Source organism: Ruegeria sp. AE3 (assembly GCF_056542225.1).
On record NZ_JBQFZL010000005.1, the window covers coordinates 201,871 to 217,478 of the forward strand.

Below are 15,608 nucleotides of genomic sequence, written 5' to 3' on the forward strand. Positions count from 1 at the left end.
CGCCTCTATTTGACGGATCCGGCCAGCAGGCCACGGACCAGGTATTTTTGCATCGCGAAGAAAACAATCAGCGGAACGATGATCGAAACAAACGCAGCGGTAGCGAGGATTTCCCAGTTGCCCCCTCTTGTACCCAGTAGTTCGACAATTCGATTGGTCATGACGGTGGTTTGACCTGATGCATCAATCAGGAAGACTTTGGCCACCAGAAGGTCGTTCCAGGTCCACAGGAACTGCAGGATTGCGAAAGACGCGAGCGCCGGGAAGCTGAGTGGAAGGATCAGTTTCGTAAAGATCTGGAACTCAGACGCCCCGTCGACCCGCGCGTTCTCGATCAAATCACGTGGCAGTCCGGCCATGTAGCTGCGAAGAAGGTAAATCGCCAGCGGCATTCCAAAGCCTGTGTGGGCCATCCAGACACCCAGATACCCTTTGCCGATCCCAATATTAAGATGGAATTTCAGCAAGGGGATCAGTGCGAGCTGAAGCGGAACAACCAAAAGCCCGACAATAGCTGCGATCAGCAACACGCGGCCCGGGAACTCCATCCACGCCAACGCATAAGCGGCGAACGCCGCAACCAGGATAGGGATGATCGTGGCAGGAATGGTCACTGTGAGAGTATTAAAGAACGCCCGACCCATACTGTCGGTGCTGTTCTCGGCCAAGAGAACCTTGTGGTAATTGTCCAACGTGAACTCGGGTGGAAGTTCTGCACTTACGAAAACACGCGGGCCGCGGCTGCCAGTAAACTCCTCTTCATTTTCCGCTTTGTAGTTCCCGTTTGCATCGACCGTGATAGTCCCGCCACGACGCAATTCCGCTGTCTGACCGGGTTCATACGCATCCACCGCGCGGGAGCTGACACCCCACTTTGAGATCGTAGCTTTCTGCCCTTCGTCGAACAGGTTCCCTTCAATCACATACGTCCCGTTTTTCAGAATTTGCGTATTGGGCACGGCCGTGCGTAGCGTCAGGTTTTGTTCGGACGGGAACAGGGATTTCCACCAGCCACTGGTCGCGATCTGGTCAGCCGTGCGAAAGGATGAGATCAACAATCCAAGTGTCGGTATTACCCAAAGCACCACGAGAAAGAGGACCGAGGCCTGGACGACCCATCTAAGGGCGGGTTTGGTTCCTGCAATATCGCTCATCCCCTACTCCATTTCCCGGCGTGCGTTGCGGATGTTCCAGACCAAGATCGGCGTCACCAGCAACATGATCACCATGGCCGATGCCGAACCCACGCCCCAATCATTGGCGCGGAACATCTTGTCGTACATGTAGTTGGCCAGAACCTGTGTCTCCCATTGGCCATTGGTCATCGCGAAAACGATGTCGAAGACCTTCAGGACCAGAATGGTGATGGTTGTCCAAACAACCAGAATTGTGTTCCAGATTTGAGGCACCTTGATTTTAAAAAATATCTGGAAGGGATTGGCCCCATCCAAAACCGCCGCCTCGACGGTTTCTTCGGAGATGCCGCGCAAAGCGGCAGACAGTATCACCATGGCAAAGCCTGTCTGAATCCAGATCAGGATCCCCATGAGGAAGAAATTGTTCCAGAACGGAATGGTTAGCCAGGTTTGCGGCTCGGCCCCACCAAAGAACAGATAAAGCGCATTCAGAATCCCGATCTGGTCTTGCTCGGCCGGACGCGCATCGTAGATCAGTTTCCAGATGACCGAAGCCCCGACGAAAGAGATCGCCATCGGCATGAAAATCAGTGCTTTTGCGATGTTACCCCAGCGGATCCGATCAGTTAGCTGAGCTGCCAACAGACCAAATGCAGTCGACATTGCAGGGACCACGATCAGCCAGAACAAATTGTTGCGCATGGCTTCCCAGAATTTCGGTTCTGCCACCATCTGGACGTAGTTATCGAGACCAACCCACTTATACCCACCACCGGCGATGCGATCCGTGAGCGACAGGCGCAACGTCTCAACTACCGGATAGGCCAGATATAGGCCAATCGCTACAAGCGCCGGAAGCAAAAACAGCCAAGGCCGGATCATATTCGCGCGGTTGATGTTGCGGCCGGCATTCGGTCCGCGCGCAGGGAACAGAACCTTGTCCAGAAACTGGTTGGACAGAAAGAAATAGCCCACACAGCCCGATACGCCTATGGCGATGGTCAGCAGGCCCTGAATTGCCGGATGCATCATGCTCTCCGTTGCGAAGGGGAAAAGGGGTGGCCTGACGCGCAGACCGCCCGGGTTTTAACGCGCTTAGTCCAGCGAATCCCAGGAAGATTGGATCTCGTCAGCAACTTCCTGAGCGGGCTTTCCACCAGCATAGTCAACCATACCGGTCCAAAATGTGCCGGCCCCTACGCCGCCCGGCATCAGGTCCGAACCATCAAACCGGAAGGTGGTCGCGCCCAGAAGAATGTCGTTCATCTTCTTGAGCGTCGGATCCGAGAACACGGAGGTATCAACGCCTTTGTGCGGCGTCAGGAAGCCGGTCAGGGCCATCCATGTCTCATGTGCTTCGGGGGTCTGCAGATAGGCGATCAGATCATGTGCAGCCGGGCTGTCATTGGTGATTGCCCATAGCGTGCCGGCGCCAAGAACCGGGCTACCCAGATCCTTGCTTTCATATGCGGGGAAGTAGAAGAAATCAGCATCTTCACCGACAACCGTGCCTTCAGGAAAGAATGCCGGGATGAACGACGCCTGACGGTGCATGTAACATTGTGGTGGCGAACTGAACATGCCCTTTGGACTGTCACGGAAATCGGTCGTTGCGACCGTACCTGCCCCGCCCGCAACATAGTCATCATTGCGTGCAAACGCGCCGAACTCTTCGATGGCAGCGACCACTTTCGGGTTATTGAACTTCATTTCATTGGACACCCAGGCGTCATAGTCCTCGGGCGATTGAGTGCGCAGCATCATGTCTTCGACCCAATCGGTCGCTGGCCAACCGGTCGCACCACCTGAACCCAAACCGATGCACCACGGCGTCTCTCCGTCTGCGACGATCTGATCGGTCAAAGCCTTCAGTTCCTCCATCGTGGTCGGAACTTCGTAACCGGCATCCTCGAAATTCTCAGGCACGTACCAAACAAGGGATTTCACATCTACCTTGTAAAAAAGCCCATAAAGGTGATCCTGCCCTTCGGGCCCCGGAAAAGTGCCCAGATCTACCCAGGATTGTCCAGCTGCGTAATTGTCACGAACCCAATCAGCGGTGCCGTCGCCCAACGGTGTCAGAAAACCCGACTTGGCCATATCCGCCGCCAGACCAGGCTGCGGGAAAACGGCTATATTCGGCGCCGAGCCTGCCTCTGCATCAATCCTGATCTGCTGCTCGAAACTATCTGAACCAACATACGCGTAGTCGTGGCCTGTCGCGGCTGCAAAGCCATCCAGAACCGCTTCGACGTTTTCCTGGTCCGGGCCCAGCCATGGCCCGAACACGGTAACCTTATCAGCCTGAGCTGTTCCCGCCATCAGGGCGAATGTGGCCACACCTGCATAAAGCGCGTGTTTCATGAAATCTCCTCCCAGTAATATCTGCGCATTGCAAGATTTTCAAAGCGCTTTGGATGTTGCACTTTATCTGCTGGCAATCAGATTCTGTCAACATATCGTTTCTACCCCTCAATTATTGCCGCTATTGACCTCTTTGCCAAAACGGGTTGACGGAAGCAAAAAATCACAACAAAACAAGTGAGCATCCATTTGAAGGCGCTTTGAACATATGAACCTAAAGCAGCTCTCTGAGATTCTCGGTCTTTCGCAGACAACGGTCAGTCGCGCGCTGAACGGCTATCCAGAGGTGAACGAGGCGACTCGTGTGCGCGTGCAGGCCGCTGCAGACAAGCATGGCTATCGGCCAAACAGTCGCGCCAAAGGTCTGGCGACTGGCAAGTCCATGGTGATCGGGCACGTCATCCCTAGTTCGTCCCAGCACGAGATGGTGAACCCGATCTTCGGCGACTTTGTCGCCGGCGCTGCGCGGACATACTCTGCGAACGGCTACGACATGATGTTCACCACCGCGGATGACACTTCGATCGAAGGGGCCTATCGCAGCTTGTTTCAGCGCGGGGCCGTGGATGGCGTCGTTTTGCAAGGCCCCAAGGTCAACGAGCGTCGCATCGATCTGCTAAACCGGATGGCGGTACCATTTATCGTACACGGTCGTTCGACCGGGATAGATGCAGAGTATGACTGGATCGATGTGAACAACAAAAGCTCCTTTCGGCGCGCAACACAGTTCCTGATCGACTTGGGTCACCGCCGGATTGCCCTGATTAACGGGCTTGAGGATATGGATTTCGCACAGCGCCGTCGTGCCGGATACCTACAAGCGCTGGAACAGGCGGACTTGATCCCGGACCCACAATTAATGCGCAGCGCCGAAATGACCGAGGTCTACGGCCATCATGAAACCCGCGATATGCTGCAACTGGACGATCCACCAACCGCCATTCTGGCATCCTCGATGATTTCGGCGATTGGTGTGAGACGGGCGCTGGACGAGGCAGGGCTGCGAATTGGCCGGGATGTCTCGGTCATCGCGCATGATGATGACCTCTCTTATCTCAAAAACGGACAGGATGTGCCCATCTTTACAGCAACGCGGTCCTCAGTGCGGCATGCAGGAGAGCTGGCCGCCGAGATGTTGATTGAGAGGATCAAATCGCCTGACGATCCGGTCAAGACCAGGTTGCTTGAGGCGGAACTGGTTGTTGGCAAATCAACCGGCCCAGCACCCAACAGGATCTGACAATGAAACATACGCGCAGCGATTTCCCCAAAGACTTCCATTTCGGAGTCGCCACTTCTGCTTACCAGATCGAAGGTCATGCCCAAGGCGGCGCCGGTTCGACACATTGGGATACGTTTGCAGCGACACCCGGAAATGTAGTGCGGGGAGAAAAAGGCGATCTGGCCTGTGATCACCTGAACCGGTTTGAACAGGATCTTGATCTTGTGCGCGACGCGGGATTCGATTGCTATCGCTTCTCAACCAGCTGGGCGCGTGTGATGCCCGAGGGGCGCGGACCTGTTAATCAGGCGGGATTGGATTTTTATGATCGCCTGACCGACGCGCTTTTGGAGCGTAGCATCCGTCCGTGCGCGACACTGTATCACTGGGAACTGCCGTCGCCCCTGGCCGACTTAGGTGGTTGGCGCAACCGGGATATTGCCGGTTGGTTTTCCGATTTCACTGAGGTCATCATGGGACGGATTGGCGACCGCATGTACAGCGTCGCCCCCATCAATGAACCGTGGTGTGTCAGTTGGTTGAGCCATTTCGAAGGGCACCACGCTCCCGGGCTGCGCGATATTCGAGCCACGGCGCGCGCTATGCATCACGTTCTGCTGGCCCATGGTCAGGCCATTCAGACGATGCGTGGGTTGGGCATGTCTAACCTGGGCGGCGTATTCAATCTGGAATGGGCCGAACCCGCCGATGACAGCGCCGAGGCACAACAGGCCGCCGCTCTGTATGACGGAATATACAACCGGTTCTTTCTGGGCGGCGTGTTCAACAAGGCCTATCCCGAGAATGTTCTGGAGGGGCTGGAGCCCCACCTTCCGTCGGGCTGGCAAGATGATTTCGATAGCATCGGAGCACCCGTAGACTGGTGCGGACTGAACTACTACACCCGTAAACTTATCGCGCCCGCAGAAACAGCGTGGCCAAGTCTCGCTGAGGTTCCCGGCCCTCTGCCGAAGACCCAAATGGGTTGGGAAATCGACCCCACCGCGCTGACCAGGTTCCTGATCCGAGCAGCACGTGAATACACCGGCGACCTGCCGATCTTCGTGACCGAAAACGGTATGGCCAGCCCCGAGCGTCAACAAGACGATGACCGTATCGACTATCTGGATCAACACTTGTCGGCAGTCCAGGTCGCCTTGGGCGAAGGGGTTCCGGTTAAGGGGTACTTTGTCTGGTCCCTATTGGACAATTACGAATGGGCCTTGGGGTATGAAAAACGCTTTGGCCTGGTTGATGTAGATTTCAGTTCAATGAAGCGAACTCCGAAAGCGTCTTACTTCGCATGGAAGGACATGCTTGCTGCACGGATCTGTTGCAGAGTTTCTTACTGAACGAAGAGTTGGTACCGAACCCTCTGCTTATGCCGCCAATTCCGCAAATTGACGAAACGGACAGATTCCGGCCCATTCCTGCCGTTCACCAACCGGTCAAGATGCTGCGATCGCAGCCCGCTTAGCCGCCATTCGCTGCGGCCGCCAAATCCAAACTCAATTGAACTCACATTGCGCAGGACAAACCCGTCCTTTACCAGGGGACCCTCAGTGGACGCTTAGCCATCAGTTTCAGCCATTTGGAGTTTCCATCTTCCACGCGGCCAGAAGTTTCGGCAGCGCTTCGTTCCAGTCCAGGACTCCGGAGGTGTCAGCCCAGGCCTGGTACTGGCGGATAAGGTCTTTCTCAAGCGCAGGGCTGCGGCCTGCAAGATTGGTCAGTTCGGTGCGGTCGGCCTCGATGTCGTAAAGCTCCCAATGGTAATCATGCAGGCGCACGAGTTTGAACTGACCGAGGCGGATCGCCGCGTTTCCTTCGTGCTCCCAGAAGATCGGCTGTTCGCGCTGCCAGTCCTTGCCCTGAAAGAGGCTCAGCAGCGACTCTCCCTGCAACGGTTGGATTTCATGGCCACCCAACTCGCTCTGATAGGCGGCACCGGTGGCCTCCAGGATGGTTGGCAGGATATCAACCACATGGCAGGCCGCATGGGCGGCACCACGCGGCCTGAATCCATCTGGCCAATGGGCAACCAGCGGGGTCGAGATGCCGCCTTCATGCACATAATGTTTGTACAGCCGAAACGGTGCGTTGGAGACATTGGCCCAAGGCTTGTCATAACTTTGAAAGGTCTGGGCATCGCGGGGGCGCAAACCTGTCACATTGCCCATCGTGATCTGCCTGCCATCATGCGTTTTGTCCGGGTAGAACTTCGCCCAGCCGTCCTCGGCCATGAATTCGGCGCAGCCGCCGTTGTCGGAGAGGAAGAGGATCAGCGTGTTGTCGAATTGCCTGAGCCGCTTCAGGGCCGAAATCAGTTTGCCAATCGACTGGTCCATGCGGTCCACCATTGCCGCATATGTGGCCATCTTGCTGACCTCCCAATCCTTGTTTGCCTCATGCTCCCAGCCATGCACCGTGCTGTCACGCGGGGAGATGTCCCAGCCGCGCTGGAACACGCCTTGACCGTTCATGGTTTCGTGGCGTGCGGTGCGGATTTGGTCCCAGCCCTTGGCATAGACGCCGTCATATTTCGCGATGTCCTCGGGGTGTGCATGCAGCGGCCAGTGCGGCGCGGTATGGGCGAGGTAGAGAAAGAAGGGTTTCTCTTCCGCTACCGCGCCTTCGATCATGCCAATGGCCTTATGGGTGATGGCTTCGGTGAAGTAGAAATCGTCCGGGAAGGTTTCGACACGGGCATCATCCTCCAGCATGTAGTGCGGCGAAAAGAAATGCGTGGCCCCGTCCATGATCCCGTAGAAGCGGTCAAAGCCACGCTGTCGCGGGGTCGGGTGCTCGACATCGCCGACCCGCCAGCTGTCCACCTCGCGGGCTTCGAAATCACCGGCCACATGCCACTTTCCGGACATCAGCGTGGCATAGCCGCTGGCGCGCAGGTGTTCGGCAATGGTGGCGCTGTCGTTGCGCAGGAAGCCCTGATAGGCGGCCGTGCCAAGATTGGCGCCCATATGGCCGACGCCAGCATTGTGCGGATAAAGCCCGGTAAGGAGCGAGGCGCGAGTGGGGCAACAACGGGCGCAGTTGTACATCGCAGACAGCATCACGCCGCCCCGCGCGAGGGCATCGATGTTGGGGGTTTGGATTTCAGACCCGGTGCAGCCGAGATCGGCAAACCCCATGTCGTCCGCGAGGATCAGAATGACATTGGGTCGGCTGGCGTTGGACTGCGGGTTACGGTCGGTCATACCGGTGCTTTCAATTAGGCTAAGGCTGCGACGACGGGCGCAAGCGGAACGCCCTCGACAGTGACACGGTGCATCAGGCGCCGGTAGCCGTGATAGTCGTTGATCGCCTTGTGCCAGGTGGCGCGGTTGTCCCACATCGTGATGTCACCGGCCTGCCAGCGCACCCGGCATTGAAACTCGGGTTGCTGGCAATGGGCATAAAGCATGGCCAGAAGCGCTGCGGATTCGTCTGGGGTCAGCCCTTCTATACAGGTTGTGAAAACCGGGTTCACAAAAAGGCCGCGCCGTCCGCTCAATGGATGGGTGATGACAACCGGATGCCGCGCGTCCTGCGTGGCGGCCTCTGCGTTGCCCAGGCGGCCCGATTTCACCGCCTCGCTGTCCATCGCGGAGGCGCCGAACACATGGCGCGAGGAGTGCACAGCCGTCAGACTGTCGAGAAAGCGTCGCATCGGCGCAGAGAGCGCCTCATAGGCGGCACCCATGGAGACAAACAGCGTGTCGCCGCCATAGGGCGGCACCTCGATTGCGTGCAGAATGGAGCCCATCGCCGGTTCCTGATCGTAGGAATGGTCTGTATGCCATCCCTCACCAACCGCTTCGGTCTGGTCCCTCTCCTTCAGCACCGTGGCGATTTCCGGATGGCCCTCAACCGGCTTGAAGAACCGGTTCACGTTTATCGGCCCAAAACGGCGGGCGAATGCCAGGTGATCCTCAGGACCGACGTTCTGGCCCCGCAGCACGATCACCGAGTATTTGGCAAAAGCGCGCTGGATCGCATCAAAATCTGCGCCGCGACGGATATCCACCCCAAGGATTTCCGCACCCAATCCGCCCGTCAGAGGTATTATTTCCATACCGGCCTCCAATCTGTCCTGACCGGAGCATAGAGATTGCCTCAAGGTCAGAAAAACTGATTTAATCGTCCGCAAAGATAGGTATTTCCGATGTTTTGCTTCACCCTTCGCCAACTCACCTACCTGTCGGAAACAGCGAGACAGGGCGGGATCGCACAGGCGGCGCGGCAACTGAATGTCTCTGCCGCCGCCATCGCGTCGGCACTGGATAAGCTGGAGGCCGCCACCGGCGTGACCCTGTTCGACCGGTTTCCTGCGCAAGGCATGCGGCTGACCCGCGCGGGCGAGGAATTTGTCGCACAGGCAGACGCGCTGCTGGTTCACGCATCTGGGCTGGATCGGCGGGCCACAGATCTTGCGTCAGGCCGGGCGGGCAGGATCCACATTGGCACCCATCATGCATTAGCGCAGCGGATCGTCCTGCCCGCAGTAATTGCTTTTCGCGAAAACCACCCCGGCGTCCGAATTGAAGTGAAAGAGGCAGACTATCCGGCTTTGGTAGAGGCGCTGGATGCGGGCGAGGTGGATGCGCTGGTGATCTTTGACCAAGGGCTCGACAAGCGGCGGCACCATGCAGAAGTTCTTTTGGAACTTCCCCCTCAGGTCTTGTTGTCAGCGACACACCCCTTGGCAGCCAAAAGCCGGATCAGCCTGTCCGAACTGAACAATCTGCCCTACATTGCGGTTTCACCTGCCGGCCCTGGCCCCAGCTACCTGCAACTTCTACAGGCCGCGGGCATTCACCCAGAAGTGCCGTTCCAGTCCCAATCGCGTGAACTTGTCCAGGCTTATGTCGGCAAGGGGTTCGGGTTCACACTTGTGGGTTTTCCCCCCAAACAGAACCGCACAATAGAAGGCGACCCTATCGTTGCGCGGCCGCTCAAGGAAGAAATTGGCCATTACAGGGTGGTGATTGCCCGCTCGCACCAAGCCTTGCAGACGGCGCTGATGGAGCGGTTCCTAGAGATCTGCAGGTCGCCCGCCACGATTTCCGGCCCCGCAGGATTCCAAGGATCTGCAATCCTGTGACGCTGACGTCCGTCATTAATTCTACACCCGTCGTCGTGGCTCTCTGCCGAACTCAGAAAAGGTGCAACATCGGTCCTATGCGAGCCACTAAGCATGATCGAAGACGGCCCGAAGCGGACGTTCATCGACACATGTCGCCGCTGCGGTGCGGCCCGTCGAACCGACCGTTCGCTGCAGGCGCAATTTTCAGGGTGCACGAACTCACAGTCTGCGGACATAGCTGTCGTTCGCTGCATTGCAACACGTTTAGCTGAGCATCTGCACAGCTAAAAAGCGCCCATCTAACCGAAATTGCGTTGCTGGCGCGTTTCACACTTTCGGCAGGTACTGGTTAAGCAGAGCGTCCACGAGACCTTCTTGTAGCCGGTACCCCTTTTGCTGATCTACGCGCAGAATATCTTCCAATATCACAAACTGCTCTATGCCTGTTGTCATGGCCAAACGTAGTGTCAGATCTTCGTAATCGCTCAGTTTCATCGAGCTGCAAACGGGTTCAAGGGCCTCTCCAAATGCCGCGACCCTTCTCGCTCCACGCATTTTGACAGTGCCGTCTTGCAGTGATGCCTTCAGCGATTCAGCCAGAAACTGGCGAAAGAAAGCCTCATGTTTGCGGGAGAAATCCAGATAGTAGCGCGCAACCGCGTGCACACGGTTGCGTACATCCTCAAGTCCTTCCAGCAATTCTGCGGTCGGCATCACCTCTATGTCGAGGGTCGCGTCGAGGGCCAACACGCCGGGATCGGAAAAGTACCGGTATACCGTTGCCCGACCGGTTTTCGCGCGCTCTGCTACTTTGGCAAGCGTCACATTTTCCCCCTCTGACATAAGCTCACGTGCCGCCGCCAGCAACGCCTCTCTAGTCCTGTTCTTTTGATTGGTTCGAGGGGCCACACCGATGTTCCTTAATGATAAACTTGTCTCATGAGTGGATATGTGTATCATAAAGGTACATTCATCGAAGTAAAGGGAGTCGTTGAAATGACGCAATCTCGCCCTCGCACATATCACCTTCTAGGGAACCTTCTGAAATTCCACGCATTTCCAGCCGAAACCGGAGATCGCTGTACAATCGTTGAAATCAAGACCGCCCCGGGTGCCGGCGCGCCCCCCAATCATCACGCTGGCGAAGATGAGAGTTTCTATGTGCTCGAAGGCGAGTTTGAGTTTTTCCTAAACGGCGAGACAAAAATGGTAAGCAGTGGCGATTTCGTGAAAGTCCCCGATGGCGCGGTGCACGCGTTTACTTGTATTGGGAAAACTCCAGGTCGCTTGCTATGCATCAACGCTCCGGGAGCTATGCATGATACATTCTTCACCGAAGCGGGCGAAGCAATGCCGGACGGCACAACGGATATTCCTGCACCCGATGGGCCACCCGACATTCCGGCGATCATGGCGGTGGCGGAAAAGGCCGGCATGACGATCCTGGCCCCTGAAGACGCACCCGCTTGAAGCAACCTAAGCCACGCGCTCAAGTCTGGGCGGTAAGCTGACATATTATCCCTGCTGATATATCCTGCCATCATCACTATTGGGGAGGCTATGTCATGACGAACCTGAAAGAGGTCGCCCAACACTATCATTCAGGACATCTGCTTAAACGCATCTCTGACGGCTGCGCGGCGCTGGATCTGACACCACCGATTGCGCACGACGCACTCGCTCCGGTGGACGAATTTCATATTGGTGGCCGTCGTGCAACTGAACCGTTTGTTAAGTCGCTACAGCTTTCCAAGGGTAGTCGCGTCCTGGACCTCGGCTGTGGTCTGGGAGGCCCAGCCCGCTTTGTCGCTGCAACGACAGGAGCTCATGTCACCGGCATCGACCTGACGCCCGAATTTGTAGAAACCGGGCGCGCTTTGACCGAGTGGACGGGATTGAATGACAAGATTGAATTGGTTGTAGGCAGCGTGCTCGAGTTGCCTTTTGAGGACGCATCAATGGACGCGGCCTACATGATCCACGTCGGCATGAATATCGCCGATAAAACTGGGATCGCGCGAGAAGCAGCGCGGGTTCTCAAGCCTGGCGGCATCTTTGCGATCTACGATGTGATGCAGGTCGGAAGCGGACAAATGGATTACCCGGCGCCTTGGGCATCATCTCGTGAACTAAGCGCGTTGGACCCGCCTGAAACCTATGAGGCGGCCTTAAAATCGGTGGGGTTTGAGGTTGGGGAACGCATTGACCGTACAGCGTTTGCTAAACAGTTCTTCGCTGATCTTGCTGCCGCACAAAGCCAGGCCGACGGTCCCCCGCCACTCGGGCTACATCTCATCATGGGCGATGACACCGCGCTGAAAGTACGTCACATGGTGCACAACATTGAGAGCGGTTTGATCGCACCGATTGAGTTGCACGCGCGGCTGCATAGCTAGCGGCGGCTCTCGAGCAGTTCGTGTCTTTTTGAAGTGGCCGCTTTGGGCTCAGTGCAGACCTCGGAGGCAGCGCAGCATCCAACCGACAGATCCTTTCCGCCTCGGCAAGGACGGCCCATAGCAGTAGCTCGACAGATGATGGTAATGCTGCGGTTGTAGCCCTCTTTGCTGCCGTCTGCGGCATTCGCGAGATTGAAGTTTCGCTGAACTCACGGTCACTAAGCAGACCTTAGCTGCTTGCACCGAACTGGAGGTACCTGATGGCAGCAACGTGCAGAGAACGAACTTTGCAGCCTTCATTAGAGAGGGCGGTTTGATAACGGTTTTCGCACCTTGAATGGTGACATTTGTGCTCGAACCCGGAGCTGATCATGTGCTTACATACCAAAAATAACACCCTTAGAAATCACTTTTCCTTCTTTACTAACAAACGTTTAAACTCAGGTTTCAAAGAGGCTGAAGATCGACTATTTGTGGCCCTCAGGAACGGCATTGTGTAAAAATCTGTTATGTTGTCTGTTGACAACTTTGGGGGCGGAGACTAAGTTTTTTGGCACGTGAGAGGCATTCTAAGAAGGAAATAGAAGCAGTACTGTCTGAGCTTGAGGGGCTCGGGTGGACTGTGAAGGTGCGCAAAAAGGGTCACGCTTGGGGCTTGTTGCTGTGTGAGCACAACGACAAAAAATGCCGGTGTGGAGAGTTCTGCCAGATGTCAATCTGGTCAACTCCGAAAAACCCTGGGAACTTTGCGAACAATCTGCGCAATAAAGCTTTGAATTGCATCAAACTGAATCAAGAGGGTTCAAACGATGACTAAATTCGAATTCGACATCATCTTCGCCATCCCAGATGGTGAACACGATGAACTTGATCTGTCGAACGCTGTATTCGAGGCTGGCTTCGAAGAAGCAGTCGTCGGCACTGGTCTGCCTGACCTTCTGGCTGTAGCGCTCGAAATGGAAGGTGAGGATGCTGAGAGTGTAATCGTGAGTGCCGCGCGCGAAATCCTGAAGCAGCTGCCGAAGGGGAGCACTCTGCGCGAGGTTCGGCCGGACCTTGTAAGTCTCTCTGATGTTGCCAAGAAACTGGAAGTAAAGCGACAAGCTCTTCAGAAGCGTCGCGAAATGCCACTGCCTGCAATCAGCGGCTACTATCGTGTGACCGAAGTAGCCGAAGCTATTTTGACAATTGTTGCTACAAGCCGTAGGCGGCCGCGTTTCAATGTCCATATTGCAGAGGCGTGGCTGAACGCCGGTGTTGGCGCTCAGACTCTGAATGCTCGAATAGCGCTCGGTGAAGTCGATCCAGAGAACATGGAATTCCGAGCAACTGATAAAAAAGACATTCCGCCTGCGTATCAAATCCACGCAGGCGCATGAGTTAGGGTCCCACTTGGGGCCCTTTTAGTTTTAGTTCCAAGCAGGCTAATCTCAGATAAGTAGCCCAATGCGTAAGTCGCAGGCTTCGTTGAGTCTGCGACGACTTTACCAGTCAATTCGAGCTGGGCGTAACTATATTCGCCAATCATAGATTTCACGCTAGATGGGCGAATACGCACGTCGTGCAGAACCAATCGATCGCATGGGCCAGCTTGACGCTGCCAACTGCATCCGCAGCATCCGGATAGTTCGGCAATGACGGATAGGTCCACGGCTTCGGTAAGTTGCATTAAAATGCGTTGACGTAGTCTGTCACGAGCGGGTTTCGGTAAATGCGCTCTTTGCCATGTTTTGATATCGGTAGTCCCGAAGCCAGCAACAATAAGCACAAACACTCGACTGCGCTGATCGACCGTGCAAGCGTCTGGAACTCTTGGTCAGTATTTGTGTGGAGAGCCCGATGCGCCGCATGCCCTCTAAGGCGAATTGCATTCATTAGATCAGCAACCATTCGTTTTGATGGCTCTCCTTTGAGCGGACTGCCTTTCGTGAGGTCAGACAAAAGTCTCTTGAAACGAGTTTCGTGATCTTCGTCGCCGACCCTCTGTATGGCGGATGTCAGCCTTCCAGACAGTTGGCTTTGGCCAAGCTTACTGGCAGCTTGTCGTGCAGCTTCGATCACCTGTTGAATGTCATCTTTGTCAACAACAGAAAGACTTTCTGCACCCGGAATTTGCTCAAGGCACTTGCAGGCATCCAACAATCGGTCGGGCCCTATCGTACCTCGATGCCGCAAATACGACATCATAAGCCCATATGAAGTTTTCCATTTTGGGGCGCGCTCCATCCAAGCGGCCAAGCATTTCGAAAGGGCCGCCGTTTCATCTTCGTCGTAGCACAGACACGGGCTTCCCCAGTTTCCAGTACCATCCAAGTTAGGCTGAAAGTCGCTTTGCAGGAAAAAAACTTGATGGAAGTCGAAGAACTCTTGATTTTCGATGGCAGTTTCAATCTCCGCATCATCCATGCTCGAGACAGTGACGTTATCCCAGTTTAACTGAACACCAAGGCAGAATGACAGAAAAGAGCCGACGAGGAATAGCGTTTCGGTAAAGTCATCGATAGGCCTCGGCGTATCAAACCGCACGTCAAATCTGGGATTCCATTCACTCGGGAAGTCGTCGCCAGCGTAATACGCAGTGTACCAAACAGACACCTCAACTCCGTCCGCTTTTGATCGAAAGAGGTAGCCGTTGGCCTCTTCATATCGCCGGTCACCGCTCAAGCGTGACTTCAAGTTTCGGTTTTCAAGTATGCGGCGCGCGTGTGGGACTTCGAAGGAAACCTTTTTAACCTGCATCCCTTCTTTCCAAGGGCAATCACCGATGACGGCCATGTTGGATCGAATTCCCAGAATGTCACAGCGCATCGGCGGCTCGCTATTTTTCGACCTAGAACCGGTACCCACCAAATTTTGAAATAGAGTTATGAACTTTAGGTGTTCAGTCAACAAAACTATCCGCTGGTTTTCTGGAATATGAACAAACCCATCAAACGCTGTCAGTTGCGTTTCAATATCGTCCTTTGTGTACTTGAAGAAACCGGGAACCGATCTTCCAGTTTCCTGTTCGACGCAAAGGACTCTGTTTCCGGATCGAAGTTTTTCACCCATGTACTAGTCCGTCTCTAAACCAATTTGATTTACAAAATCTTACTTCCGATCGCATTTCTTCAAATACATAGCCATCGGCACACTCGGCATGTGATGTTCCGAACTGGACATCAGAAGAAGCCGATTGATGGTGCTGTCGTAAATTCCACCTTTGGGAAACGCACACTCAATCTTCACGCTATTTCGCAAGAATCCTGACTTCTTCATTGCCTCCGTGTATGCGGAAGATCCCTTTGCAAGGCTCGCCATTAAATGCTGTTCAAAGGAGCGTGTTGCACAAATCGTTTCCGATGCGTAGCTGGTCCTTTGATTTGACTGCGGGATGCTGTGATGCCCTTCAAATTCAATGCGTCGCG

General features: G+C 55.3%; 14 protein-coding genes. 6 read left to right on the forward strand and 8 right to left on the reverse strand.

All coding sequences use genetic code 11. The features are described 5' to 3' along the window. Positions 1 to 5: 5 nt before the first annotated feature. The 3 genes from ACR0NZ_RS12420 to ACR0NZ_RS12430 form a co-directional block, all read right to left on the reverse strand. Positions 6 to 1,154 (reverse strand): carbohydrate ABC transporter permease, encoded by a 1,149-nt coding sequence (locus tag ACR0NZ_RS12420; protein ID WP_480519245.1) that lies wholly within the window; start codon positions 1,152 to 1,154, stop codon positions 6 to 8. Between the two features lie 3 nt (positions 1,155 to 1,157). After that, positions 1,158 to 2,165 carry a carbohydrate ABC transporter permease gene (locus ACR0NZ_RS12425; RefSeq protein ID WP_480519247.1) on the reverse strand — a complete coding sequence of 336 codons (1,008 nt, stop codon included), beginning with the start codon at positions 2,163 to 2,165 and terminating at the stop codon, positions 1,158 to 1,160. Between the two features lie 66 nt (positions 2,166 to 2,231). Next, a complete protein-coding gene (locus ACR0NZ_RS12430; protein ID WP_480519249.1) occupies positions 2,232 to 3,500 on the reverse strand; it encodes an ABC transporter substrate-binding protein in 1,269 nt (422 codons plus the stop codon). A gap of 208 nt (positions 3,501 to 3,708) precedes the next feature. On the opposite strand from ACR0NZ_RS12430, the gene ACR0NZ_RS12435 reads away from it, so the two are divergent. Together ACR0NZ_RS12435 and ACR0NZ_RS12440 are read left to right on the forward strand one after the other, a co-directional pair. After that, complete coding sequence (locus ACR0NZ_RS12435; protein WP_480495814.1) at positions 3,709 to 4,740, forward strand: LacI family DNA-binding transcriptional regulator; 1,032 nt, start codon at positions 3,709 to 3,711, stop codon at positions 4,738 to 4,740. A 2-nt stretch (positions 4,741 to 4,742) separates the two neighbouring features. Then, a complete protein-coding gene (locus tag ACR0NZ_RS12440; protein WP_480519251.1) occupies positions 4,743 to 6,074 on the forward strand; it encodes a GH1 family beta-glucosidase in 1,332 nt (443 codons plus the stop codon). A gap of 231 nt (positions 6,075 to 6,305) precedes the next feature. On the opposite strand, the gene ACR0NZ_RS12445 is transcribed toward ACR0NZ_RS12440, so the two are convergent. Both ACR0NZ_RS12445 and ACR0NZ_RS12450 read right to left on the reverse strand, forming a co-directional pair. Further along, positions 6,306 to 7,937, reverse strand: a complete 1,632-nt coding sequence (locus ACR0NZ_RS12445; protein WP_480519253.1) for an arylsulfatase — start codon at positions 7,935 to 7,937, stop codon at positions 6,306 to 6,308. A 14-nt stretch (positions 7,938 to 7,951) separates the two neighbouring features. Then, positions 7,952 to 8,794, reverse strand: a complete 843-nt coding sequence (locus ACR0NZ_RS12450; RefSeq protein ID WP_480478494.1) for a TauD/TfdA dioxygenase family protein — start codon at positions 8,792 to 8,794, stop codon at positions 7,952 to 7,954. Between the two features lie 90 nt (positions 8,795 to 8,884). On the opposite strand from ACR0NZ_RS12450, the gene ACR0NZ_RS12455 reads away from it, so the two are divergent. Then, the gene (locus ACR0NZ_RS12455; protein WP_480519255.1) at positions 8,885 to 9,823 is read left to right on the forward strand and encodes a LysR family transcriptional regulator; all 939 of its coding nucleotides are present in this window, start codon (positions 8,885 to 8,887) and stop codon (positions 9,821 to 9,823) included. A gap of 309 nt (positions 9,824 to 10,132) precedes the next feature. Here the strand turns inward: ACR0NZ_RS12455 and ACR0NZ_RS12460 are convergent, their stop codons facing one another. Continuing rightward, positions 10,133 to 10,714, reverse strand: coding sequence for a TetR/AcrR family transcriptional regulator (locus ACR0NZ_RS12460; protein ID WP_480519257.1), 582 nt, complete (start codon positions 10,712 to 10,714; stop codon positions 10,133 to 10,135). 87 nt (positions 10,715 to 10,801) lie between these two features. Between ACR0NZ_RS12460 and ACR0NZ_RS12465 the strand changes: the two genes are divergently transcribed. The 3 genes from ACR0NZ_RS12465 (at position 10,802) to ACR0NZ_RS12475 (ending at position 13,580) form a co-directional block, all read left to right on the forward strand. Next, positions 10,802 to 11,275 (forward strand): cupin domain-containing protein, encoded by a 474-nt coding sequence (locus ACR0NZ_RS12465; RefSeq protein WP_480519259.1) that lies wholly within the window; start codon positions 10,802 to 10,804, stop codon positions 11,273 to 11,275. Between the two features lie 95 nt (positions 11,276 to 11,370). Then, on the forward strand, positions 11,371 to 12,201 hold the full coding sequence (locus tag ACR0NZ_RS12470) for a class I SAM-dependent methyltransferase (RefSeq protein WP_209598739.1): 831 nt from the start codon (positions 11,371 to 11,373) through the stop codon (positions 12,199 to 12,201). Positions 12,202 to 13,010: 809 nt separating this feature from the next. Continuing rightward, positions 13,011 to 13,580: a hypothetical protein gene (locus ACR0NZ_RS12475; RefSeq protein WP_480519261.1), complete on the forward strand. Its 570-nt coding sequence runs from the start codon at positions 13,011 to 13,013 to the stop codon at positions 13,578 to 13,580. 289 nt (positions 13,581 to 13,869) lie between these two features. Here the strand turns inward: ACR0NZ_RS12475 and ACR0NZ_RS12480 are convergent, their stop codons facing one another. Together ACR0NZ_RS12480 and ACR0NZ_RS12485 are read right to left on the reverse strand one after the other, a co-directional pair. Then, a complete protein-coding gene (locus tag ACR0NZ_RS12480) occupies positions 13,870 to 15,252 on the reverse strand; it encodes an ApeA N-terminal domain 1-containing protein (RefSeq protein WP_480519263.1) in 1,383 nt (460 codons plus the stop codon). A gap of 39 nt (positions 15,253 to 15,291) precedes the next feature. Next, the coding region (locus ACR0NZ_RS12485; protein WP_480519265.1) for a hypothetical protein at positions 15,292 to 15,608 on the reverse strand (317 nt) is incomplete at its 5' end.

Excerpts from the sequence above, each read along its gene's own strand:
- ACR0NZ_RS12435 (WP_480495814.1), top strand. The coding sequence starts at position 3,709 with ATGAACCTAAAGCAGCTCTCTGAGATTCTCGGTCTTTCGCAGACAACG.
- ACR0NZ_RS12440 (WP_480519251.1), top strand. The coding sequence starts at position 4,743 with ATGAAACATACGCGCAGCGATTTCCCCAAAGACTTCCATTTCGGAGTC.
- ACR0NZ_RS12445 (WP_480519253.1), bottom strand. The coding sequence starts at position 7,937 with ATGACCGACCGTAACCCGCAGTCCAACGCCAGCCGACCCAATGTCATT.
- ACR0NZ_RS12420 (WP_480519245.1), bottom strand. The coding sequence starts at position 1,154 with ATGAGCGATATTGCAGGAACCAAACCCGCCCTTAGATGGGTCGTCCAG.
- ACR0NZ_RS12465 (WP_480519259.1), top strand. The coding sequence starts at position 10,802 with ATGACGCAATCTCGCCCTCGCACATATCACCTTCTAGGGAACCTTCTG.
- ACR0NZ_RS12425 (WP_480519247.1), bottom strand. The coding sequence starts at position 2,165 with ATGCATCCGGCAATTCAGGGCCTGCTGACCATCGCCATAGGCGTATCG.
- ACR0NZ_RS12480 (WP_480519263.1), bottom strand. The coding sequence starts at position 15,252 with ATGGGTGAAAAACTTCGATCCGGAAACAGAGTCCTTTGCGTCGAACAG.
- ACR0NZ_RS12470 (WP_209598739.1), top strand. The coding sequence starts at position 11,371 with ATGACGAACCTGAAAGAGGTCGCCCAACACTATCATTCAGGACATCTG.
- ACR0NZ_RS12475 (WP_480519261.1), top strand. The coding sequence starts at position 13,011 with ATGACTAAATTCGAATTCGACATCATCTTCGCCATCCCAGATGGTGAA.
- ACR0NZ_RS12430 (WP_480519249.1), bottom strand. The coding sequence starts at position 3,500 with ATGAAACACGCGCTTTATGCAGGTGTGGCCACATTCGCCCTGATGGCG.
- ACR0NZ_RS12455 (WP_480519255.1), top strand. The coding sequence starts at position 8,885 with ATGTTTTGCTTCACCCTTCGCCAACTCACCTACCTGTCGGAAACAGCG.
- ACR0NZ_RS12450 (WP_480478494.1), bottom strand. The coding sequence starts at position 8,794 with ATGGAAATAATACCTCTGACGGGCGGATTGGGTGCGGAAATCCTTGGG.